At 67.9% G+C, this 21,900-nt stretch carries 18 protein-coding genes, 1 tRNA gene and 2 pseudogenes; 14 read left to right on the top strand and 7 right to left on the bottom strand.

Annotated elements, in window-relative coordinates; all coding sequences use genetic code 11:
* Positions 1-92 precede the first annotated feature (92 nt).
* A complete protein-coding gene (locus tag AB0I81_RS58260; RefSeq protein ID WP_360678002.1) occupies positions 93-182 on the bottom strand; it encodes a putative leader peptide in 90 nt (29 codons plus the stop codon).
* A gap of 33 nt (positions 183-215) precedes the next feature.
* Complete coding sequence (locus AB0I81_RS58255) at positions 216-1,676, bottom strand: polysaccharide deacetylase family protein (RefSeq protein ID WP_360678000.1); 1,461 nt, start codon at positions 1,674-1,676, stop codon at positions 216-218.
* 109 nt (positions 1,677-1,785) lie between these two features.
* Between AB0I81_RS58255 and ndhC the strand changes: the two genes are divergently transcribed.
* The 6 genes and pseudogenes from ndhC (at position 1,786) to AB0I81_RS58225 (ending at position 6,205) form a co-directional block, all read left to right on the top strand.
* Positions 1,786-2,157 (top strand): NADH-quinone oxidoreductase subunit A, encoded by a 372-nt coding sequence (ndhC, locus tag AB0I81_RS58250; RefSeq protein WP_360677998.1) that lies wholly within the window; start codon positions 1,786-1,788, stop codon positions 2,155-2,157.
* A gap of 555 nt (positions 2,158-2,712) precedes the next feature.
* Positions 2,713-2,907: a hypothetical protein gene (locus AB0I81_RS58245; RefSeq protein ID WP_360677996.1), complete on the top strand. Its 195-nt coding sequence runs from the start codon at positions 2,713-2,715 to the stop codon at positions 2,905-2,907.
* A 102-nt stretch (positions 2,908-3,009) separates the two neighbouring features.
* Positions 3,010-3,444, top strand: a pseudogene (locus tag AB0I81_RS58240) (NADH-quinone oxidoreductase subunit B family protein); the annotation flags it as partial.
* Between the two features lie 224 nt (positions 3,445-3,668).
* Positions 3,669-4,256: an NADH-quinone oxidoreductase subunit C gene (locus AB0I81_RS58235; protein ID WP_360677994.1), complete on the top strand. Its 588-nt coding sequence runs from the start codon at positions 3,669-3,671 to the stop codon at positions 4,254-4,256.
* Positions 4,249-5,190, top strand: coding sequence for an NADH-quinone oxidoreductase subunit NuoH (gene nuoH / locus AB0I81_RS58230; RefSeq protein ID WP_360677992.1), 942 nt, complete (start codon positions 4,249-4,251; stop codon positions 5,188-5,190). The genes AB0I81_RS58235 and nuoH overlap by 8 nt, the downstream gene beginning before the upstream one ends.
* Positions 5,191-5,254: 64 nt before the next feature.
* Positions 5,255-6,205, top strand: a complete 951-nt coding sequence (locus AB0I81_RS58225; protein WP_360677991.1) for a hypothetical protein — start codon at positions 5,255-5,257, stop codon at positions 6,203-6,205.
* A 521-nt stretch (positions 6,206-6,726) separates the two neighbouring features.
* Here the strand turns inward: AB0I81_RS58225 and AB0I81_RS58220 are convergent.
* Both AB0I81_RS58220 and AB0I81_RS58215 read right to left on the bottom strand, forming a co-directional pair.
* Positions 6,727-7,248 (bottom strand): hypothetical protein, encoded by a 522-nt coding sequence (locus AB0I81_RS58220; protein ID WP_360677989.1) that lies wholly within the window; start codon positions 7,246-7,248, stop codon positions 6,727-6,729.
* 461 nt (positions 7,249-7,709) lie between these two features.
* Positions 7,710-8,924 carry a protein kinase gene (locus AB0I81_RS58215; RefSeq protein ID WP_360677987.1) on the bottom strand — a complete coding sequence of 405 codons (1,215 nt, stop codon included), beginning with the start codon at positions 8,922-8,924 and terminating at the stop codon, positions 7,710-7,712.
* A gap of 152 nt (positions 8,925-9,076) precedes the next feature.
* Here AB0I81_RS58215 and AB0I81_RS58210 point away from each other — a divergent pair, with 152 nt between their 5' ends.
* The 7 genes and pseudogenes from AB0I81_RS58210 (at position 9,077) to htpX (ending at position 19,084) form a co-directional block, all read left to right on the top strand.
* Entirely contained in the window at positions 9,077-10,765 is a 1,689-nt protein-coding gene (locus AB0I81_RS58210; RefSeq protein ID WP_360677985.1) for a 4Fe-4S binding protein, read from the top strand.
* Entirely contained in the window at positions 10,762-11,757 is a 996-nt protein-coding gene (locus AB0I81_RS58205; RefSeq protein WP_360677983.1) for an NADH-quinone oxidoreductase subunit J, read from the top strand. The genes AB0I81_RS58210 and AB0I81_RS58205 overlap by 4 nt, the downstream gene beginning before the upstream one ends.
* Positions 11,757-12,059: pseudogene (nuoK, locus tag AB0I81_RS58200) on the top strand (NADH-quinone oxidoreductase subunit NuoK); the annotation flags it as partial. The gene AB0I81_RS58205 and the pseudogene nuoK, both read left to right, overlap by 1 nt.
* 236 nt (positions 12,060-12,295) lie before the next feature.
* Positions 12,296-14,470, top strand: a complete 2,175-nt coding sequence (locus tag AB0I81_RS58195; RefSeq protein ID WP_360677981.1) for an NADH-quinone oxidoreductase subunit L — start codon at positions 12,296-12,298, stop codon at positions 14,468-14,470.
* A gap of 226 nt (positions 14,471-14,696) precedes the next feature.
* Positions 14,697-16,505: an NADH-quinone oxidoreductase subunit M gene (locus AB0I81_RS58190; protein ID WP_360677979.1), complete on the top strand. Its 1,809-nt coding sequence runs from the start codon at positions 14,697-14,699 to the stop codon at positions 16,503-16,505.
* On the top strand, positions 16,502-18,043 hold the full coding sequence (locus AB0I81_RS58185) for an NADH-quinone oxidoreductase subunit N (protein WP_360677977.1): 1,542 nt from the start codon (positions 16,502-16,504) through the stop codon (positions 18,041-18,043). Before AB0I81_RS58190 ends, AB0I81_RS58185 begins: the two co-directional genes overlap by 4 nt.
* A 189-nt stretch (positions 18,044-18,232) precedes the next feature.
* Positions 18,233-19,084, top strand: a complete 852-nt coding sequence (gene htpX / locus AB0I81_RS58180; protein WP_360677975.1) for a zinc metalloprotease HtpX — start codon at positions 18,233-18,235, stop codon at positions 19,082-19,084.
* Between the two features lie 94 nt (positions 19,085-19,178).
* On the opposite strand, the gene AB0I81_RS58175 is transcribed toward htpX, so the two are convergent.
* The 3 genes from AB0I81_RS58175 to AB0I81_RS58165 form a co-directional block, all read right to left on the bottom strand.
* Entirely contained in the window at positions 19,179-19,655 is a 477-nt protein-coding gene (locus AB0I81_RS58175; RefSeq protein ID WP_360677973.1) for an NUDIX domain-containing protein, read from the bottom strand.
* Positions 19,656-19,826: 171 nt separating this feature from the next.
* On the bottom strand, positions 19,827-20,327 hold the full coding sequence (locus AB0I81_RS58170; RefSeq protein ID WP_360677971.1) for a YajQ family cyclic di-GMP-binding protein: 501 nt from the start codon (positions 20,325-20,327) through the stop codon (positions 19,827-19,829).
* Between the two features lie 121 nt (positions 20,328-20,448).
* Positions 20,449-20,853 carry a hypothetical protein gene (locus AB0I81_RS58165; RefSeq protein ID WP_360677969.1) on the bottom strand — a complete coding sequence of 135 codons (405 nt, stop codon included), beginning with the start codon at positions 20,851-20,853 and terminating at the stop codon, positions 20,449-20,451.
* A gap of 894 nt (positions 20,854-21,747) precedes the next feature.
* Between AB0I81_RS58165 and AB0I81_RS58160 the strand changes: the two genes are divergently transcribed.
* Positions 21,748-21,829: transfer RNA gene (locus AB0I81_RS58160), tRNA-Tyr, on the top strand.
* Positions 21,830-21,900: the final 71 nt, after the last annotated feature.

The following is a 21,900-nucleotide window of genomic DNA, read 5'->3' as shown; positions in this document are numbered from 1 at the left end:
TGCTTCGGGCGCGTTCTCTGTGTCCATGCTAGATCCTCGGAAGGTCACGCGTTTGCATGCCGCGCAAAGCGGGTAAACGCGGTCGGAGTCGATCAGGGTGAGGTGGGAGAACGACGACACAGTCCGGACGCGAGCCTGCAGAGGTCTACATGCAGGCGGGCGAACAGGACGGTTCGTATCACGAGCGCCAACTATACGTCCCCCCAACACGTGCGCTACGTCAGGGGCTGCTTACGCGGCAGCTCGTTCCCTGACCGGTACAGGCGTCCGGCCTGCATCCCCGCAGGGCCGTACAACTCAGGAACGGTCACGAAGCTGTAACCCTTCCCGCGCAACCTTTTGAGGATGTCCGGAACCGCATCCACGGTTTCCCGATGAATGTCGTGCATAAGAATGATCGCACCTGGATGCGCCTGACGCACAGCCCGGTCCGCTATGTCGCCCGACTTGCCCCCGAACTGGTCCTTCGTGTCCACATCATGGGTGACCAGCGACAATCCCATCTCGCGGGTGACGTTGCGCAGTCGCTGGCTCACCGCTCCGTACGGCGGCCGGACCAGCGTCGGCGTCTGCCCGATGATCGCCGAAACCGCGTCCCTGGTCCTGCCGAGCGAATCGGTGATTTTGCTGCTGGCCTGTTTTGACAGGTCCCTATGAGCCCAGGTGTGGTTGCCGACCAGGTGGCCCTCCGCGCTCATCCGGCGCAGCAGCGCGGGCTGGGTGACCGCGTTGCTGCCCACGGTGAAGAACGTGGCCCGCGCCCGCTCCTTGGCCAGCAGGTTCAGCAGGTCGCCCGTGTACCGCCCCGGCCCGTCGTCGAACGTCAGGGCCACGCACTTGGTCTTCGCGCAGTTCACGCTGCCGGCCCGGTTGCTGACCGCGTCCGGGCTGTGCGTGGGGGTGAAGCTCGGCATCTCGCCGCTCCTCTCGCTGGGCGCCGCCTCCCGGGTGGCCTGCTGCGCCCGCCGCCCGAGGTCCGACAGCAGCGACCCGGCCTGCGCCCGCGGCACCGCCACGGCCAGCCGGCCGAGCGAGCACGGCCCGATCTGGCAGTCGTCGAACTCGACGACGAGGTCGCCGTTCCTGTTGAAGGCCATCGAGTCGAACGCGTCGCCCTTGGCGTCCTTCATCCCGGAGCCGCGTTCCGCCAGCCGCTCCTTCACCAGCACCGCCAGCCGGCCGAGCGCCGCCTTGCCTCTCAGCAGGCCCGTCGAGTCCACGGCCTTGTCCTCGCGCGGGTCGAACCAGTACGTGCGCGTGGAGTTGCCCCAGGTCTCCTTCAGGAACTCGCCGGTGCGCAGGCGTACCGCGACGGCCTTGGGGGAGGCGGCGGCGAGTTGCCATTCGACGTTCAGCTCGGGGCGGGGGGCCGACAGGTCGTTGCCGGGGGTGCGGGCGCGGAAGTCCTTGAGCTGGTCTTCCGCCGCGGTGCGCAGGGCCTGGTTGAGCGCGGGGGCGCCGGAGAACTCCGGGTAGTTGATGTGCACGTACCGGCTGCCGGTGGGGTCGCCTTCGGTCAGCGTCCTGGTGGACAGGCCGACGACGGTCGCCGGGTCGACGAAGTCGATCAGCGTCGGCTCTGCCGGGATCACCTCGGGAGAGGTGGTGGCCAGACCGCATCCGGAGGCCGATACTGCCAGCAGAGCGATTCCGGTGAAGAATCGCGACTTGTGCATGGATGTCAGGGTATGGGTCTGATCTTACCTTTTACCCCGATTTTGTGGGATAGGTCCTGAGCCTTTGACCGCACTGGGTAACCGGCCCGCTCCGGGTTACGATCTCCCTATGGACGGCTACTTCGGGTCCTACGCGCTCGTCGCCGCACTACTCGCCATCGGCGTCGCCATCGTGGCCGGCGCCCTGTCCATCAACCGCCTCCTCCGCCCATCCCGCCCCACCCCGGAGAAGCTGACCACGTACGAGTGCGGGGTCGACCCGGTGGGCGACGGCTGGGCACAGTCCCAGGTGCGCTACTACGTCTTCACGTACCTGTACGTGGTCTTCGCCGTAGACGCCGTCTTCCTGTTCCCCTGGGCCACCGTCTTCGACACAACCGGCTACGGGATGACGACCCTGATGGAAATGTTCGTGTTTTTGGGCTTCATCGCCCTGGGCATCCTGTACGCCTGGCGCAAACGAGTCCTCACCTGGACCTAATCCGCACGCAGAAACCCCTCCCCCCTCAACCCAACCCAACCCCACAGACCCTCCACCGGCCCGCCCCTCCCGCCCGGCCTTTCTGACCGGCAGGTGCACAGGACCTGCCTGACCAGGCACACCCAAGCCACACCACCCTCTCCACCGCCCCGCCGTCGCCCCCTCCCACCGCCGACCCGCGCTCCCCAACGCCCACACCCCACACATCCCGCACCCGCACGCGCGCCCACGTCCCGCGCACCCCACGCCCCAAGCGCCGCGCGCATCCCGCACCCCACGGGCCTACGCGCCGCGCACGTCACGTTCGCGCACCCCACGCCCCACACCCCGCGTACATCCTGCACCCGGGCCCCCGCGCCCACGTCCGCCGTCCCGCGCGCTGCGCCCCCACGCCCCGCGCACCGCACGCCCCGCGCAGCCCACCCACGCGCACCGCGTGCACTCCCACACCACGCACACCCCGCACCTGCGCGCCTTCGCCCTCGGGCCCCCATCTCCACCGTCCACCACCCTGTCTCACCTGCACCATCTGACTCAGCTGCACCACCTGCACCGTTGACACCACCCGCCCGCACCACCCGCACCACCCGCACCACCCGCACCACCCGCACCACCCGCACCACCCGCACCACCCGCACCACCCGCACCACCCGCACCACCCGCACCCACCTCCTCCACCTCCGGAAAGCCGCGCACCTTCAGCACCCCGAGCACCCCACACACGCCTCGCCCGACCACCCCGCACAGTGATTCCTTTGCCTGACTGGTGATCCGCGCAAGAATGGCCGTATGGCAGCAACGGATCTCCCGATGCCCACCGTGGGCCCGATCTCGCGGTTGGCGCCCAAGCCCATGCGGTTCATCCTCAACTGGGGCCGCCGCTACTCCCTGTGGGTGTTCAACTTCGGGCTGGCCTGCTGCGCCATCGAGTTCATCGCGGCCTCAACGAGCAGACACGACTTCATCCGCTTCGGCGTGATCCCGTTCGCGAACGGCCCAAGACAGGCCGACCTCATGATCGTCTCAGGCACGGTCACCGACAAGATGGCCCCCGCCGTAAAGCGCCTCTACGAGCAGATGCCCGACCCCAAGTACGTGATCTCGTTCGGCGCCTGCTCCAACTCCGGCGGCCCGTACTGGGACTCCTACTGCGTCACCAACGGCGTGGACCAGATCATCCCGGTGGACGTCTACGTCCCCGGCTGCCCACCCAGACCGGAAGCCCTCCTGTACGGCATCACCCAGCTCCAGGAGAAGATCGCCGCCGAAAAGCTGAGCGACCGCTACGTCTGGTCCCGCCCCCACACGGCCACCGCCGACCTCACACAGCCACAACCGCAGCCAAACGCAGACCCCCAGCCATCCCCACCCCCCAACGCGGCCCCTTCACCGTCATCGCCCTCGAACGCGGACCCCCATCCGTCCCCACCCCCGAACCAGGCACCCCCTTCATCCGCCACCCCCGATCTCAACCCCGGCCCCGACCCCGACCAGAAGCCGGGGCAGGAAGCGTGAGCGGGCACGACGGACAAGACGGGCACGACGGACGAGGCGGGCTCGACAACCTCCCGGAGCACTTCGGCGACGACCGAATCCAGATCACGGAGTCGTACGGCGACACCACGCTCGACGTCGCCCCCACCGACTGGATCGACCTGCTCACCCACGTGAGGGACCACCTCGGCTACACCTTCTTCGACTGGCTGACCGGCGTAGACGACCCACCGGACGCCTTCGCCGTCGTGGCCCACGTCTACAACAGGACAGCGGGCCGGCGCCTGCTCCTGCGCACCCGCGTACCAAGGGAAAGCCCGCACCTGCCCACCGCCATAGGCGTCTACCGGGGCGCGAACTGGCACGAGCGCGAGACGTACGAGATGTTCGGTGTGATCTTCGACGACCACCCCAACCTCGTCCCCCTGCTCCTGCCCGACGGTTTTGAAGGCCATCCGCTGCGCAAGGATTTCATCCTGGCCGCCCGCGTGGCCAAGCCGTGGCCCGGCGCGAAGGAGCCGGGAGAGTCCGGTCACGGCGCTCCGAGCCGCCGCAAGACGCTTCCGCCAGGAGTTCCAGCCGACTGGGGGCCACCCGATGCTTGAAGTGGTGCTGAGCTTCGCCGCCATCCTCATCGTGTTCCTGGTCCTGCCCCTGATCATCGGGCAGACCGAGCACAAGGTGATGGCCCACATGCAGTCCCGCCTCGGCCCCATGTACGCGGGCGGTTTCCACGGCTGGGCGCAGCTCATCGCCGACGGGGTGAAGTTCGCGCAGAAGGAGGACGTCATCCCGGCCGCGGCCGACCGCCGCATCTTCATGATCGCCCCGGGTGTCGCGCTGGTGCCCTACCTGGTCGTCCTGATCGTCATCCCGCTCGACCGCGACCTCGTGGCCGTGGACCTCGACGTCGGCCTCTTCTTCGTCCTCGCCGTCATGGGCATCGGCGTCCTGGGCTCGATCATGGCGGGGTGGGCCTCGGCCAACAAATATTCGGTGCTCGGCGGCATGCGTTCTGCCGCCCAGCTCATGTCGTACGAGCTGCCGCTTGTCCTGGCCGCCTCGTCGGTGGCGATGGCGGCGGGCACGCTGTCACTTCCCGGGATCGTCGAGGCGTGGCAGTGGTGGTGGCTGCCGTGGCAGGCGATCGGCGGCGTCGTGTTCTTCCTGGCCGGGCTGGCCGAGCTGCGCCGTCCCCCGTTCGACATGCCGATCGCCGAGTCCGAGATCATCATGGGCCCGATGACCGAGTACACCGGCATGCGCTTCGCGCTCTTCATGCTTTCGGAGTACGCCGGAATCGTCGTCCTGTCCTTCCTGACCACCGTGCTGTTCCTGGGCGGCTGGCAGGGGCCGTTCCTGTACGGCTGGCTGTGGACCCTGCTGAAGGTCTTTCTGCTGGCCTTTGTGGTGATCTGGCTGCGCGTCACCTATCCCCGGCTTCGCGAGGACCAGCTCCAGAAGCTCGCCTGGGCGGTCCTCGTCCCCCTGGCCCTCGTACAACTGGCCCTCACCGGAGTGGTCAAGGTCCTCACCTGACCCGAAACTTTAAGCTCGCCTTATTCGTCCTTCTGAACAAGCAACATTCCGGGGGGAATGACGAGTGAGCCAATTACGACCATACGCGGGCGCGACAGAGGCCAGTGAATGCCCGGCAACAATCCTGACCTGTGACGGCCGAACGCTGACCGTCACCGGAAACTCTCCAGCTGACACTCCGACAACTCTGACCCCGGCAAGCCTCTATCACTACCGCCATCTGCGAGAAGAACCCTCCGACTCCGTGCGGGGTCTGGCCGCGCTGGACGCCGACGGCCTGGTCCTGCTCGATCTCCCCGGCGAATGGCAGCCCGCCGACCTGCAGGAATTCGCCCACGAGGCCGGAATCCCCCTGACGGACGCCCGCATGGAGTCCTCCAAAAGGGTACGAGCGGTACTCGCCTCCCGCGCCCCATCCTGGCAGCGCATACGCGGCCTCTCACCCTCCCCACCAGCCAAGTGGCACAAGCCGGCCGCCATTTGCCTGGCGATCGCGGGCGCGGCCCTGATGACCTATCTCATCTCCGTAGGATTGTGGGCCGCCTGGCGAGGCATATCCGTGGTTGGCCGAATACTTCTCGACATCCTCGAAGCCAAATGGCTCTTGGTTCTCTTCAGCCCCGCACTACTCTTCCTCCGCCCCCTCCTGGCAAGAACCCACCGCCGGCGCATCAAACGAGGCACCATCGTGAGCGCACACGGCGGTGGCCCGTACCTCAGCATGGGCCCTTACGACAAACTCCAGATAACCCAAGCCGGCAAGGTAACAGCCGAGATTCGCCGAGGCGACCTCCACGGCCAAGCATTCAGCCTGCTCCTCTACCGCTACGAAGGCTTGACCGGACTACTCATCCTCGACATCAAAGGCCGGGCCGTCCACCACCTCCCAGGCCGCTGGCCTCCAGAGGACATGAACCGCTTCGCAAAACGCCACGACCTCCCACTGGCCATACACAAGGTGTCCCACGAGGAATACCTGGACCTAACCAGAAACGCCAAGGAAGCCACCCCCTGACCTCCCAACCCGCAAAAACACCAGCACCACGCCCCCAACTCCCCAGCACCCACCGGGCTTCAGCGCCTCGGCACCCCCAGCACCCATCGGGCCCCAGCCCTCAGCACCCCGGCACCCCAGGGCCCAGCCCCGGTGCCCCAGGGCCCCAGCGCCATCGGCCCAAGCACCCTCCACCCCTCCACCCGGGCGCCCCTTCACCCCGGCGCCCCGGCATCCCGGCATCCCGGCTTCCGGCACCCCAGCGTTCCGGCACCCCAGCGCCCATCGGGCCCAAGCACCCGGTACCCCGGCACCCATCGGTCCCCAGCCCCCAGCCCCCAGCCCCCAGCCCTCGGCCCCGGCGCCCATCGGGCTAAAGCACCAATGCATCGCCAGCAAATCCTCGCCCAAAGCACCCACGCGCACGCCGCTGCCCGCCCCGCCAGCAGGGCCTCCAACGCCGCCCCTGTAGCCCGCACGGTGCGCTCGACTACCCGTTCACATACGAGGGGCGGACGTTAATCTCCGGCATTCAGCGGTGATCAACCTGTGGGTGTCGGAGGGGCTGGCGGGTGAACGTCTTCAGGAAATTCGACACGTGCGACCGAGTCGCGGGGCGTGGGCTTGGAGTGCGGCGTCAGCCGGGCGATGGGACCTTCGCGGCGCTTCCTCACTTCGTGCCGTAGCGAGAGGGAAGCCCCCTTGAGAAGCCGGCCAAGCAGAGCAGTGCGTTCGGTGGCGTCGGTCAGCATGGAGATGTCGACCGGTATCTGCTGACCGGGTGGCGTCTGCTCGTCAAAGAGCGTCGCGGCAGTTGCCGTACGCAGCGCGGCCGCGATTCTATTCTCGCCCTCCGCCTCCACGACGACGTAATCATCGCCGTCCGGCAGATAACTCACCATCACGATCTCACCGACGGGCGCAGTCGGCCCGGTGACGTCAAGAAGCACCACCGGCCTGCCATGGAAGCGATAAACCCGCACACGGCCCCCCGAGACCGTGAATACCGCCTTATTGACGTAGCCGATAAGGGACAACAGCGCGGTATCGATGGCGTGACGCACCGGTTTCCCCTTCGCTGACCTGCCTGCTCCGATATCGGGCCAGTATCCAGCCGACCGCTCAAGAAAGCGAGGCCCGAAACGGATAACCGATCCGCCAGCAGATCAGGTGCCGCACCCGAACTCCCCGCCAGGCGGCCTACCTGATCTGCCAGCCAGGTGGCGTACCTTAACCCGCTCAGGTAGCGCGCCTGAGCTTCCGGTCGGGTGGCGTGCCTTAAACACGCTCTGATGGTGCCCCCTGAACTCCTGGTCGGGTGGCGTACCTAGACCAGCTCTGGTGGCGCGCCCGAACTCCCGGTCAGATGGCGCACCTCCTCCAACACCACCGGCTGATGCGGTTCAGGTGGCGCACATCCTCTGACCACCACCGGCTGATGCGGTCAAGGATCAGTAAGCAGGTAAGGCTTGGGTCTTGCTTCCGCTGCGCTGACCCGTGCACGTCGATGGTGTTGTTCTGCAGCTCAGCGGACGATCGCCAACATCACGTCCGAAGCCGAGGGCCGTTCCTCGGGTCGTTTGCTCAGACAAGCCCCCACAACCCCCCGCAGCGCAGGCGGCAGCGGTGTCAAGTCCGGATGGACGGTGAGCACCCGGTTGAACACCGCGGGCACCGTGTCCTCCCCGAACGCGGGCCGTCCCGTGGCCGCGAACGTGATCGTCACAGCCCAGCTGAACACATCGGAAGGCGGCCCCACAGTCTCCCCGGTCAACTGCTCGGGCGACATGTACGGCGGCGTCCCGACCATCTTCCCCGACGTCATCGTCATCTGGTCGAGCGCGCGTGCGATCCCGAAGTCGATCACTCGCGGCCCGTCGTGCCCGATCAGCACGTTGCTCGGCTTGAAGTCGCGATGCACGACCCCCGCCTTGTGGATGGCCGCCAGAGCCCCGGCCGTGGACAACGCCAGCCGCGTCAGCCCGTCCTCGTCACGCGGGCCGTGCTTCTTGACGAGTTGCTCCAGCGAAGGCCCCGCCACGTACTCGCTGACAATGTACGCGTGCTGCCCGGAGATGTTCACGTCGAGCACGCGAGCTGTGGAAAACGTCGCCACCCGCCGCGCCGCCTCCACCTCCCGCCCGAACCGGGCCCTGGCCACCTCATCGACCAGATCGTGCAGCACCTTGACGGCGACCCGCACGCCGTTGGGCGCCACGGCGAGGTAGACCGCCCCCTGCCCGCCACGCCCGAGCGGCCGGAGCACCTTGTAGTGCCCGATCCACTCCGGCTGCCCTGGTTGCCGCTGATGGCCGGGCGCGGCGGGCCGCTCCGGGCGTCTCGGCCGCTGCTGGTGGCTGGGGGTGGTGGTCCGCTGATGCAGGCCGGCCGGAGGGTAGGCGGGCCCGGTGAGCCGCGCACGCGCCATGAACGGCACCAGGATCGCCGAGTGGATGAGCCCGCCGATCCAGCTGAACAGGAGCCCCAGCGTGACGATCGCGGACAACGGTTCGGGAAAGGATTCGTAGTCGGAGTACGCCACGACCGCGATCAGGAACGAGCCGATGCCGACGAGGTACGCCGCCGCGGCGACGCCATGCCAGATGTTGCGCAGCCAGAATGCGGCGATCCCGATGGTGACCGGGGTCGCCAGACCGCACGTGAACAGGGGCAGCAGGGCCCACGCGACGGCGGCCGTCCACCTCAGGCCACTGGGGCGGACGGTATGGCTGTACTGCATGGCCGAGAGACTATCGCCCTGCCGTGGTTCATATCGGGCATGCACACAGGTTGTGGATAACCTCCCGTCTACCTGTGGACAGCTGTGGAAAAACTGGGGACAACGCTCTGGCTCATTCACCTGCGCGGCCAAGTGCGTCATGATGTTGAACCATGGCGCGGATACCGGGAGTCGGACTGGCAAAGGGGCTGTCCATCACCCTTCGCCACATGCTGCGCAAGTCTGTTACGCAGCAATATCCCGAGGTCAAGCCGGACCTGCCGCCCCGCAGCCGCGGAGTTATCGCCCTAGTTGAGGAGAACTGCACCTCTTGCATGCTCTGTGCCCGAGAGTGCCCCGACTGGTGTATTTACATCGACTCCCACAAGGAGACGATCCCGGCCCCTGAGGGAGGCCGCCCCCGCCAGCGCAACGTCCTCGACCGCTTCGCCATCGACTTCGCCCTGTGCATGTACTGCGGCATCTGCATCGAGGTCTGCCCCTTCGACGCGCTCTTCTGGTCCCCGGAGTTCGAGTACGCGGAAGGCGACATCCGCAACCTCCTGCACGAAAAGGACAAGCTGGCCGCCTGGACCCCAACGGTTCCTCCGCCCCCCTCCCACGAGGTGAGCGCCGAACCCCCCAAGGAACTGACCGCCGCCCCCCGCCGCCCAGCCGCCTCCGGCCGCGCCGCCCGTACACAGGCTGCCCAACGCCCTCGCGCCTCCACCCAAGCGACCCCCGAAGCCGCCACCCCTCCTTCACCCGCAGCCGAAACACCGACCCCCGCACCAACCACGCCCGGGTCACCAACCACTTCCGGACCACCGGCCAGGTCCGGGGTACCGCCCAAGCCAGGGCCATCGACCACGTCAGAGCCGCCAACCGCGCGCGAGTCAGGGCCCGCGCATGCCGCGCCCGAGGCACAGGCCGCGCCCGAGGCCTCGATCACGCCCGAGGTGCCGCCCGCGCCCTCGACCGCACCGACATCCGAGTCCGGCGGAGAGACACCGCCGTCACGGACCCCGGGAGGCCGTACGCGCCGCCCGATGACGAACGTACGCGGAATCCGCCCCCCTGGCGCCCTCCCGCCCACTTCCGCAACCGACGCTCCCACCCCACCCCGGCAACCAGAGGACTCCCGCCCCACGCCTCCGGAACCTGAAGGCCTTACACCTTCAGAACCAGAGGGCCCCACGTCTCCAGAATCAGAAGGCCCCACCTCTCCGGAACCGGATGCCTCCCACTCCACAGAGCCAGGCCCAGAAGACTCCCGCCTCGCGGAGCCAGGTCCAGAAGGCTCCCGCTCCACGGAGCCGGCAACCGGCAGTGAGTCCGCAAGCGCAAGCGCCGCCTCCACCTCGAAGGGGCCCTCCCCGCAGGAAGCGGACGAACCCCAAGAAGAGAGTCGGTCCCACGAGGAGAGTCGCCTCCGGGAAGAGCACCGACCTCAAGAAGAGAGTCAGTCCAGGCAAGCGAGTCAGCCCCAGGAAGAGGGCCAACTCCAGGAAGAGGGTCAGACCCGGGAGAAGGGTCAGCCACGGGCAGAGGGCCAGCCACGGGCAGAGGGCCAGCCCCGGGAAGAGGCTCAGCCCGACCCCTTGCGCCAGGACCACCCCGAACCTCAGAACCAACCCCCATCCCACCCCGAAAGGGAAGATCAGGGGCACGCTTCATCCACAGGACAGCCACCCTCCGACAAGTTGTCCACAGCCTCGGGCGAACCGCAAACGCGACCCGATTCCGAGGAGCAGACTTCTGCCGCGAGCCCGCGCAGGCGCAGGATGGCCGATCCACGATCCATCCGACCGCCGGGGCGGCTCGGCCCTGACGATCCAAAGGAGCCTGAGGAGGAGTCGTGACCGAGGCGGTGCCCTCCTACCTGTCACCCACGGGGCAAGAGATCGTCTTCTTGCTGCTGGGCGCGGTAGCGGTTGGATCAGCGCTGCTCGTCGTCACGACCAAACAACTCGTCCACGCCGCCCTGTGGCTGGTGGTCTGCTTCGGCGCGCTCGCGGGCGGCTACCTGGTGCTGACCGCCGAGTTCGTGGCCTGGGTCCAGGTCCTCATCTATGTGGGCGCCGTGGTCGTGCTGATGTTGTTCGGCATCATGCTCACCCGAGCCCCGATAGGCCGCTCGGCAGACCTGGACAGCGGCAACAGACTCGTCTCCGCCCTGGTGGCGGTGGCAACGGCGGCGGTCCTGGTCACGGTGGTGATCGACGGCTTCCGTACGGCCTACGCTCCGCTCACTCCCGGCCCGGGAGCCGCGAAAGAGATAGGCGCCAGCGTGTTCGCCACGTGGGTGCTCCCGTTCGAAGCGCTGTCCGTACTGCTGCTGGCCGCACTCATCGGCGCCATCGTCCTGTCCCGCACAGACATCCCCGGCGGCTCCCCAGAACAGCCAAAACGCACCACCTCCCCAGAGCCACCACAGAAACCACCCAAGCCACCGCACAACCCCTCAGGGCCGCTGCAGAAACCACCCGAGCAGCCGCACAACCCCTCGGGGCTGCCGCAGGGATCATCCGAGTCGGTGCACGGCCCTTCCGCGCTGCCGCAGGGATCACCTGAGTCGGTACACAGCCCCTCCGGACTGCCGCAAGGACCGTCCGAGTCGGTGCACGGCCCTTCCGCGCTGCCGCAGGGATCACCTGAGTCGGTACACAGCCCCTCCGGACTGCCGCAAGGACCATCCGAGTCGGTGCAGGAACCATCTGAGCAGCCGCGGAAACCATCCGAGCGGCCAGAGGAACGACCCGAGCAGCAAGAGGAACGACCCGAGCAACCGAGCACCGCTTCACCCGACCGGACCGTGGACGGCCCGCCACCCGACCGAACCGGGGGTCATTAGTGCACATCGTCTACCCGGCGGTCGTCTCCGCGCTCCTGTTCTCCATCGGCGTCTACGGCGTGCTCGCCCGCCGCAACACGATCCTCGTGCTGATGTCGGTAGAACTGATGCTCAACGCCGTCAACCTCAACCTGGTCGCGTTCGACGTATGGCTGGGCGACCGTCTGCACAGCGGCCAGGTGCTCACCCTCTTCGTCATCGTCATAGCGGCCGCCGAGGTGGGCCTGGGCCTGGCGATCGTGCTGGCGCTCTACAGAAACCGCCGGACCGTCGACATCGACCACCTCCGCGACCTGTCCGAGCCGACCGACCCACCCCTCGAAACGCAGGCGGCCCCAGCTCCTCCGCCCAACGTTCACCAGGCCACGCAACCGCCACCCGTACGCACCCAGCCAGACCCCGCCGATCCCCCCACAACCGCTATGACAGGCGATCCGCCGCATGGACCCACCCGCGCCAACGAGCACCGGCCCAGCCCGCCGGAGCCCGAAGACGGTCGCGGGGACGAACAGCCCGTCAAGCGAGGAGGCGGCACGCTATGACGCTCTTCCCGCTACTGGCCGTGCTCCTGCCCTTCGCCGCAGCCTTCGCGGGCATCCTCCTGCCCCGTCTGCCCCATAGGCGACCACCGGCCGACAACGCGCCCCACCAACAGTCGCCAACCGCCGGCTCCGCACCTCACCGACAGACACCGGCCACCACCTCCGGGTCCCACCGACAGGCACCGGCCACCACCTCCGGGTCCCACCGACAGGCACCGGCCACCACCTCCGGGTCCCACCGACAGGCACCGGCCACCACCTCTGGGTCCCATCAACACACACCGGCCACAAGCTCTAGGCCCCATCAACACACACTGGTCGGCAATACACCCCACCAACCGGCAGGCCAACGAGCCAACACCCGAGCCGCCTGGTTCGCGATCATCCCCACCACCGCCTCGGCGATCCTGGCCCTCTGGCTGGCCTGGGACCCGGGCCTGGCCTATTTCACCGGAGCCGGCACCGGCACCGGCACCGGCACCTCAACCGCCCTGCCACCTCCCACAGGCCAGACCTACGGCACGATCGTCACCGGCGGCATCCCGATCTCGCTCACCCTCCAGGCAGACGCCCTGTCGAGCGTCCTGGGCGTCCTGGTGACCCTGGTGGCCCTGGCCGTACAGGTCTACTCGGTCGGCTACCTCAAGGACGACCCCCGCTACCCCTCCTACAGCGCCTTCATCAGCCTGTTCACCAGCGCCATGCTCCTGGTCGTGTACGCCGGCGACCTCCTGGTCCTCTACGTGGGCTGGGAAATCATGGGCCTGTGCTCGTACCTCCTCATCGGCCATTGGTGGGAAGACCGAGGCAATTCACGCGCCGCGATCAAAGCCTTCCTGGTCACCCGCCTGGGCGATGTCGGCTTCCTCTTCGGCATCTTCGTCCTGGGCGCGGCGGCGGGCACCTTCCGAATCACCGAAGTGCTGGCGAAGGTTCCCGACATGTCCCCAGCCACGCTGGTGACGGCCACGATGCTGCTGCTGGCCGGGGTGGCGGGCAAGAGCGCCCAGGTGCCGCTGCACACCTGGCTCCCGGACGCCATGGCCGGTCCCACGCCGATCAGCGCCCTGATCCACGCCGCCACCATGGTCGCCGCCGGCATCTTCATCGTGGCCAGGCTGTTCCCGGCGTTCCTCGCCGCCCGCCCCACGCTCGACGTGCTGGCCGTCATCGCCGCGCTGGGCATGCTCGGCGCCGCCCTGGCCGCACTCGCCCAGGACGACCTGAAACGTGTTCTCGCCTACTCCACGGTCAGCCAGCTCGCGTACATGGCCGGCGCCCTCGCCGCGGGCTCCGACACCGCGGCCATCTTCCACCTGCTGACCCATGGCGCGTTCAAGGCCCTGCTGTTCCTCTGCGCGGGCGCGATGATCCACCACGTCGGCTCCAACCTGATGACGCAGATGGGCGGCCTGCGCCGGGAACTGCCGGTCACGTTCGTGACGATGACCATAGGTTTCGCCGCCCTGATGGGCATCCCCCCGGCCAGCGGCTTCTTCAGCAAGGACGGGGTCCTGCTGGCCATGGACGAAGCGCTGGCGACCGGCAGTCTGACGGACGCGGCCGCCCTCTTCCTGTACGGCTGCGCCCTGGCGACCGTGGCCGTGACCGGCGCGTACGCCACCAGGGCCTGGCTGCGTACCTTCTTCGGCCAGGTCAGGGCCGTCGCCCTCCCCGAACCGGCGCCCGGCACCGCCCATGTCGTGGACGTCAGGGAGGCCCCGCGCACGATGCTCGGCCCTCTCATGCTCCTCGCCTTCCCCGCCCTGCTCCTGGGCTTCGCCGTCCCGCCGCACCTGGACCTCGGCGTGGCGGCCCTCAGTGTCGTGCTCGCGGCGCTCGGGGCCGGAGCGGTGTACGCGTTCTGGCGCATCGACCCCATCGCCGACCCGGCCCGCCTGCTGGGCCCGCTTCGGGTGCCGTGCGAGCGGGCGTTCTACGTGGACGCCCTTTACGCGGCGTGCTTCGTACGCCCGGCGCTGGCCCTGGCCAGGCTCATCGTCAGGACGGACGACGTGGTCGTGGACGGCGCGGTACGCGGCTCGGGCAGGTCGGCGCGCGGTCTGTCCGGATTGCTGCGATTGGCCCAGAACGGCAACGTCCAGCTCTACGTGAGCGGCCTGCTGGCCGGCGTCCTGTTGATCGCGGTGGGGGCGGTGATGTTCACGTGACTGATCACGTCGACGCGGTTGGGGACCGGGGCGGTGGTGTTCACGTGACTGGTCAACGCGGCGCGGCTGGTGACCTTAGCGGTAGTGGTCTCGTGGCGCGGCACGGTGACGCGGCTAAAAGGCCGAGTCGGGCGGCACGACACCGGGGCGACGCGGTTGCAGTCCGAGCCGGGCGGCACGACATCAGGGCGACGCGGCCACGTACAAGAGGGGCGGTGATCGTCTGATGGGCTGGATCCCGGTGGCGCTCCTCGCCGTACCGCTGCTCGGCGCCCTCCTGCTCCTCCTGGCGCCGCACCCGCTGACCGCCGCACTCCGCACGTACGGACTGATCTTGTCGGGCGTCACGCTGGCGCTCAGCCTGCTCCTCCTGGCGATGTTCGACTACGGCGCGCCGGCCCGGATGCAGTTCGAGGCCGACCTGCCGTGGATCCCCGGGCTCGGGCTGCGCTTCCACCTCGGCGTCGACGGCATCTCGCTGCCACTGATCGTCCTGACGACGCTGCTGACCTTCCTCTGCTTCGTCTACCTGAGCTGGGGCAGAGCCCGGGCGAGCGGCGAGTTCATGAGCGCCAGGCCCAGGGCGCTGGTGTTCACGCTGCTCGTGCTCGAAGTAGGCATGATCGGTACGTTCCTCGCCCTCGACCTGCTGCTCTTCTTCGTGTTCTTCGAGATCGTGCTGATCCCGATGTACTTCCTGATCGGCATCTGGGGAGGCGCCGGGCGCAGGGCGGCGTCGATCAAGTTCATCCTGTACACGCTGCTCGGCTCGGTCGTCATGCTGCTCGGCCTGCTGCTGGTGTGGGCCCAGACCGGCACGCTCGACATCGTGGCGCTGAGCGCCTCCCACGGCGCAGGTATGACCAGATTCGTACAGATCCTCGCCTTCGTGGCGATCGGTATCGGTCTGGCGGTGAAGACGCCCATGTGGCCGCTGCACACCTGGCTGCCCGACGCCCACACGGAAGCTCCCACCACCGGCTCGGTGCTGCTGGCCGGCGTACTGCTGAAGATGGGCACGTACGGCTTCGCCAGGATCGCCATCCCTATCCTCCCCGAGGGCGCGACGGCGGTGGCGCCATGGCTGGGGGCCTTCGCCGTGGTCGGCATCGTGTACGGCGCCCTCGCCTGCCTGGCCCAGCGCGATCTGAAACGCATGATCGCCTACTCCTCGGTCGGCCACATGGGCTTCGTCCTGCTCGGCTTCGCCACGCTGACTCCCGTCGGCATCAACGGCGCCCTCTTCGCCAACGTCGCCCACGGCCTGATCACCGGGCTGCTGTTCTTCCTGGCCGGAGCGGTCAAGGAGCGCTATCACACCTCGGAGATGCCGGCGCTGGGCGGCGGCATGCTGGCGACGATGCCGCGGCTGGGCTCGATGCTCACGTTCGCGTCGATCGCCTCGCTGGGGCTGCCGGGGCTGGCCGGCTTCTGGGGGGAGATGCTGGCGCTGTTCGGGGCGTTCCAACCGGCGAACGGACTGCCGCGCGGGCTCTTCCTCACATACATGGTGATCGGGGGACTGGGCGCGGTCCTGACGGCCGCCTACTTCCTGGTCATGTTGTCCCGCGTCACCCACGGCCGTCCACAGGCGATCGCGGGACCGCGAGTGGAGGCACTCCACGCCGCCGGGGTGAGCCCGCCCGACGCAGGCCCGTCCGATGACGGCACCGTGACGCTGGACGACCGCCTGATCCGCGAAACCCCCGACGAACGTCCCGTCGTCCCCCTCGGCTCGTCCGCACAACGCTCCGCCACGGCCACCCTCGACCCCACCACCGACAAAGCCGAGGCACTTTTCGACCCGAGCAACACCGACCAAACCGGGTCAACCCACGACCCAAGCGACACTGACCAAGCCGGCGCAACCCACGAAGGCCCGACCCCCGACACGCCTGTGGATGACGTCAGAAGTCACGAACTGCTGGCCTGGACCCCGATAGTCATCCTCATCCTGCTCTTCGGCCTGTGGCCCGGCCTCCTGCTGTCGCTGACCACACCGCCCGTGCAAACCCTGCTGGGAGCCCTCTCATGATCCAGCAGATCGACTACTTCGTCATCGCACCCCCTCTGGTGCTCGCCCTGGCGGCGGGCCTGGTGCTGATGCTCGACGCGTTCCTGCCATCCCGCCCGCGTACGAAGACAGGCCTGGGACTGTTCACGCTGGCCGGCATCCTGCTCTCCCTGGGCTTCGTGATCGCGCAGGCGATCAGGTCCGGCGCGGGAACACAGACGACATTCTGCGTCCCCGCCAACCTCGCCGGCGGCCCAGCCCAGTCGGCGGCGCTGTGCTCGTTCGTCGTGGACGGGTTCACGCTGGTGTTCGCCGGCCTGGTGCTGGTGGCCGCCGCAGTCGTCGTCCTGATGTCGATGACCGAGCTGGCCGACGGCGCCATCCCGGTGGGCGAGTGGCACTTCCTGCTCCTGTGCACCCTCGTCGGCGCGGTGTCCCTGCCCGCCTCCCGAGACCTCATCATGCTGGTGGTCGCCCTCGAACTGGTCTCGCTCCCGGTCTTCGCCCTCACCGCGATGAGACGCTACGACGGTCGCGCGTCCGAGGCTGCGGTGAAGCTGTTCGTGGTGTCGGTGGTCTCGACGGCGATCATGCTGTTCGGCGTGTCCCTCCTGTACGGCATCGCGGGCTCGGTCTACCTGTCGCGCCTGGCGGCCGTCTTCGGCGGTCAGGCGGCGGCGCCGGGGGTGCTGCCGGGGCAGGACCTGCCCGCCGTCGTGACCGTGGGCGTGGTCCTGGTGGTGGCGGGTTTCGCCTTCAAGATCGCCGCAGTGCCGTTCCATTCGTGGGCGGCCGACGTCTACCAGGGAGCCCCCATCCCGGTGGCCGCCCTGCTGTCGGTCATCTCCAAGGCGGCCGGATTCGCCGGGCTGATGCTCGTACTGGCCATCGGCCTGTCCGGACAGGCCGCCACCTGGACGCCGATCGTGGCGATCGTGTCGGCCCTGACCATGACCGTGGGCAACCTGCTGGCCATGCGCCAGCGCTCCGCCGTACGCCTGCTGGCCTGGTCCTCGGTCGCGCAGTCCGGCTACATCCTGGCACCGCTGGCGGTGGCGGCGGCGCCGCGGTCCTCGGCGGCGCTCGGCACGTCCATGGCCTACCTGGTCATCTACGCCGCCATGAACCTCGGCGCGTTCACCGTCGTCATGCTCGTGTCCAGGGCCGCCGCCCGCAACGAACTCGACGACTACCGGGGCCTGGCGCTGCGCCGCCCGGCGGCGGGCATCACGCTGGCGTTCTGCCTGATCTGCCTGGCGGGCCTGCCGCCGGGCCTGGCCGGGCTGTTCGCCAAGGTCTTCGTCTTCCGTGAGATCGTCGAGGGCGGAGCCGGCTGGCTGGCCGTGGTCATGGCCGTCAACACGGTGATCGGCCTGTACTACTACGCCGTCTGGACGGCCCGCCTCTTCACCCCTGCCGCCGACGCGGCCGCCCTGCCCTCGCACCGGCCGCCGGCGACGGCATGGCTCGCGATGGGCCTGGCCCTGGCGGCGGCCGTACTGTTCTCGGCAGCCCCGCAACTCGTCCTCGACATGACCTCCCTGTCGGCGTCCGGCTGATCACACACCACGAGCCCGGGACGACACGGTATGTCGGCCCCACACGAACAGTGCGGCCAGTACGACACCAACAGTGTGGTCAATACCGCACGGTAAGTCGCGCTCCGCCCTCAGCTGAGCACGGCGGGGAACGAAGGACCGGGTCTTCGTCGTTGGACGTGGTGAACCCAGACCACGAAGGGGGGAACCTTGCACCACAACGGTCTGCGCACCGCCATTCTGCTCGGTGGGCTGTCAGCGCTGATCATCGCGGTGGGCGCGTGGTTGGGCGGCGGCACCGGAGCGCGGATCGCGTTCATACTCGCCCTGGCGAGCAACGGCGTCGCTTATTTCTTCTCCGACCGCATCGCGCTCTCGGCCATGCGGGCAAGGCCCGTCAGCGAGGTCGAACAGCCCACCCTCTACCGGATCGTCCGCGAGCTCTCCACCGAGGCCCGCCAGCCGATGCCCCGCCTGTACATCTCGCCGACGGTGCAGCCGAACGCCTTCGCGACGGGCAGAAGCCCCCGCAAAGCCGCGGTTTGCGTGACGTACGGCCTGACGAAGCTGCTCGACGAGGCAGAGCTGCGAGGCGTGATCGGACACGAGTTGTCCCACGTCTACAACCGGGACATCCTCATCTCCTCCGTCGCCGGCGCGTTCGCCACGATGATCACCTGGCTCAGCTACGTGGCGGTGTTCTTCGGCGGCTCGGACGACGACGAGGGCCCGGGGTTCGTGGGCGCGCTGCTGATGATGGTGCTCGGCCCGGTGGCGGCCATGATGGTGCAGATGGCGATCTCCCGTACGCGGGAGTTCCAGGCCGACGAGTCGGGCGCCAGGCTCACGGGCGACCCGCTCGCGCTGGCCTCGGCCCTCCGCAAGATCGAGATGGGCGCCCGCAGGCTTCCGCTCCCCGAGAACAGCCGCCTCACCTCGGCCTCGCACATGATGATCGCCAACCCGTTCAGCGGCTCCGGCTTCGGCCGACTGTTCTCCACCCACCCGCCCACCTCGGAGCGAGTCGCCCGCCTCGAACGCATGGCCGGCTACCGCCGCTAGGTTCCTGGGGGCCGGGGAGACGAACATCGACCCGGCCCCGTGAGTGGCCCACAGGAACAAGACGCGCGTACGTACCCAGCCTCCTGCAAAACAGCTAAGTAGCGTCCGGAGCGGCAAGGATCTTCCGCAGAATCGCCGCCAGATCCTCAGGATGGACATCTTCCTCGGCGCTGTCGAGTTCCTCCGCGCTCCACCACCGATACGCGGTGGTCGTGTCCTTCTCGGCCTGCTCCATGTGATCGAACGACACCACCACATCGCTCACCCGGATCGCGAACAACGCCTGATCCTGGACGAAACGGTACTCGCCCCACTCGAACTCGATCAGCCCTTCGGCATGCGGCCCCGTGAGCGCCTCCGCCGCCGCCCGGATCCCGACTTCCTCGAACAACTCCCGCGCCGCGGCGTCGCGCAACGTCTCGCCGTCCTCCCGGGCGCCCCCAATCGTGAACCAGAACCGCCGTTCCGGCTGAGCCGGATCGAAGCCATGCAGCAGGAGAACTCGGCCTTGTTCGTCGATGGGCAGCACACGTGCCGTGAACCGGCGCAGTGGGATCTTCGTCACATCCACCGAGCATAAGGTCGAGGCACACCTACAAGGTCATACCCCCACCGAAGCCGTACACGGAGCGGCCCGGGACACAAGGGAAGACGCGTCATTGGACGGCGCATTCGGCCAGGTGCCCCGGAGCCGCTCTCCGCGATCGTCGTGCCAGCTCAGAGCCGTACAACATGCCCCTGGCTAGCGGTAGTTCACGAATTGCAGGGCGATGTCCAGGTCCTTGCCCTTCAGCAAGGAGATGACGTCCTGGAGGTCGTCCTTCTTCTTGGAGCTGACCCGGAGCTCTTCGCCCTGAATCTGCGCCTTGATCCCCTTCGGACCCTCATCACGGATCAGCTTGGAGATCTTCTTGGCGTGCTCCTGGTCGATGCCCTCCTTCAGGCTGACCAGCATGCGGTACTCCTTGCCCGAGAGCTTGGGCTCTTCCGCATCGAGGACCTTCAGCGAGAGGCCCCGCTTGACCACTTTCTCCTTGAACACGTCGAGCGCGGCACTGGCCCGCTCCTCGCTGTTCGCCTTGATCTCGATGTTGTTCTGCCCGGACCAAGCGATGGCGGCACCGGTGCCCTTGAAGTCGAAGCGGTGCCCGAGCTCCTTCACCGTCTGGTTGACGGCGTTGTCGACCTCCTGGCGGTCGATCTTGCTAACGATGTCGAAAGATGAATCGGCCAATGCACCCATCCTTTCAGCTGCGGCGAATTCGGATCCGTACCCCTGAACACGCGGACCCAGCGAACGAGCCTAGCCAGCATCGGCCCGCCGTGCAGGACCTGGACCCCTCGCTCGCCCTGTACGCGAAAGATCACGCCTTACGACGCTTGGCCCCGTTCACCGCCTTACGGGGCGTTCCGGCAGGCTCCGCCTCAAAGCCAAGGGCGGCCGGCGCTCCTCCCTCAACAGCGTCCTTCACGAGCAGCTGATCGAGTTTCAGATCCAGGTGGTGAAGGCCGATGCGAAGGTCGTCGAGCCGTTCCAGCAGCTGAGAGTGGCCGCGGTCGCAATACTCCTTGGTCTGCCATCGCAGACCGGCGACCTCCACGTTGAGCGCTTTCAGATCATCGGACACCTCGCGATGAAGCTCGGCGACCACAGTCCCGCCGGCAACCGCCGCCGTACCCCGCTCGCCGTTCTGCTCGTTGATGGATGTGCTCGCCTCGAGCGCCCATAGGCGCCGCTTGAGGTTGAGGAGCTCCGTCTCTACGTCCACGTACCCTGCCTTGTGCGGTAGGTGGGGAAGACCCGGCACACTTGCCAGATCTCCCGGCTGCGCGCCTATATTCGCAGGCTCTGATCACACCCGACGCCCGAATCCAAGCCCCGGTGTGGTTTCCCTTCACCCCACACCCCTGCCCTCCCCGGGGAAAGGACGGATGCGCCCGAGCTGATCCCATCTTGCCCGGGAGAGGAAACCAATCCCGGCGGTACATTGCTCCCCACCCGCTCCCTCAACCCCCCACCCCCAAACCTGAGCCCCACTCAACTAACCCCGCCCCTCACTCACGCCAATGTCCCCACACCGCCGCCGTCGGCGGGTCCAAACGAGAACACAGCGCCAGCCAAACAAGGCCACGGCGGAAGTCGAACGAGAACGCAGGGGCAGCAGCACGGACCGAAGCGGTACGAACGCCGTCAGTCCCCCTTCGAGCCGTTCTGACCAGCGCGCCGACACGACGTACAGGCCAGCCACCCCTGACCGCCCTACAACCGCAGCAAGGCCTGATAGGTGCGACTGCCACATGCCCTTCACCACCGGAGTAACACACTCACCAGCGGGAGCAGGCCGCAGAGACGCGGCGGACCGATCCAGGCCCGAACCCACCCACAGACCCGAGGACGAACGAGCCAACCCCACCCATCAGGAAGACCACCCACCCACTGGTCCCTGCCAACCTGTGCCCGCGCCAACAGCGCTGACGATCAACTCAGACGACGCCACGGGCCCCAGGACGAGACCAGCCCCAAGCAGGCAGTACGGAAGATGAGACAACCGCGGTGGTGTCACAGCCGGGGCAACACACACTGTCCTCGGGACAAACCGGTGTCACGTGCACCTCCGAAGTCCGCTATTCTTCTTTCTGTCGCCGCCGCAAGCGGAAGACAAGGCAGGTTGCCCGAGTGGCCAAAGGGAGCGGTCTGTAAAACCGTCGGCTCAGCCTACGCAAGTTCGAACCTTGCACCTGCCACACGCAGTAAGCGCAGTTCAGAGGCCCTACGGGGCCTCTTCTGCGTTTCAGGGGTGTGCAGCCGGAAGCCG

Origin of the sequence: Nonomuraea sp. NPDC050404, from assembly GCF_040655495.1 — a bacterium.
GTDB lineage: Bacteria > Actinomycetota > Actinomycetes > Streptosporangiales > Streptosporangiaceae > Nonomuraea.
This window is presented reverse-complemented; position numbering and strand designations above follow the sequence as displayed.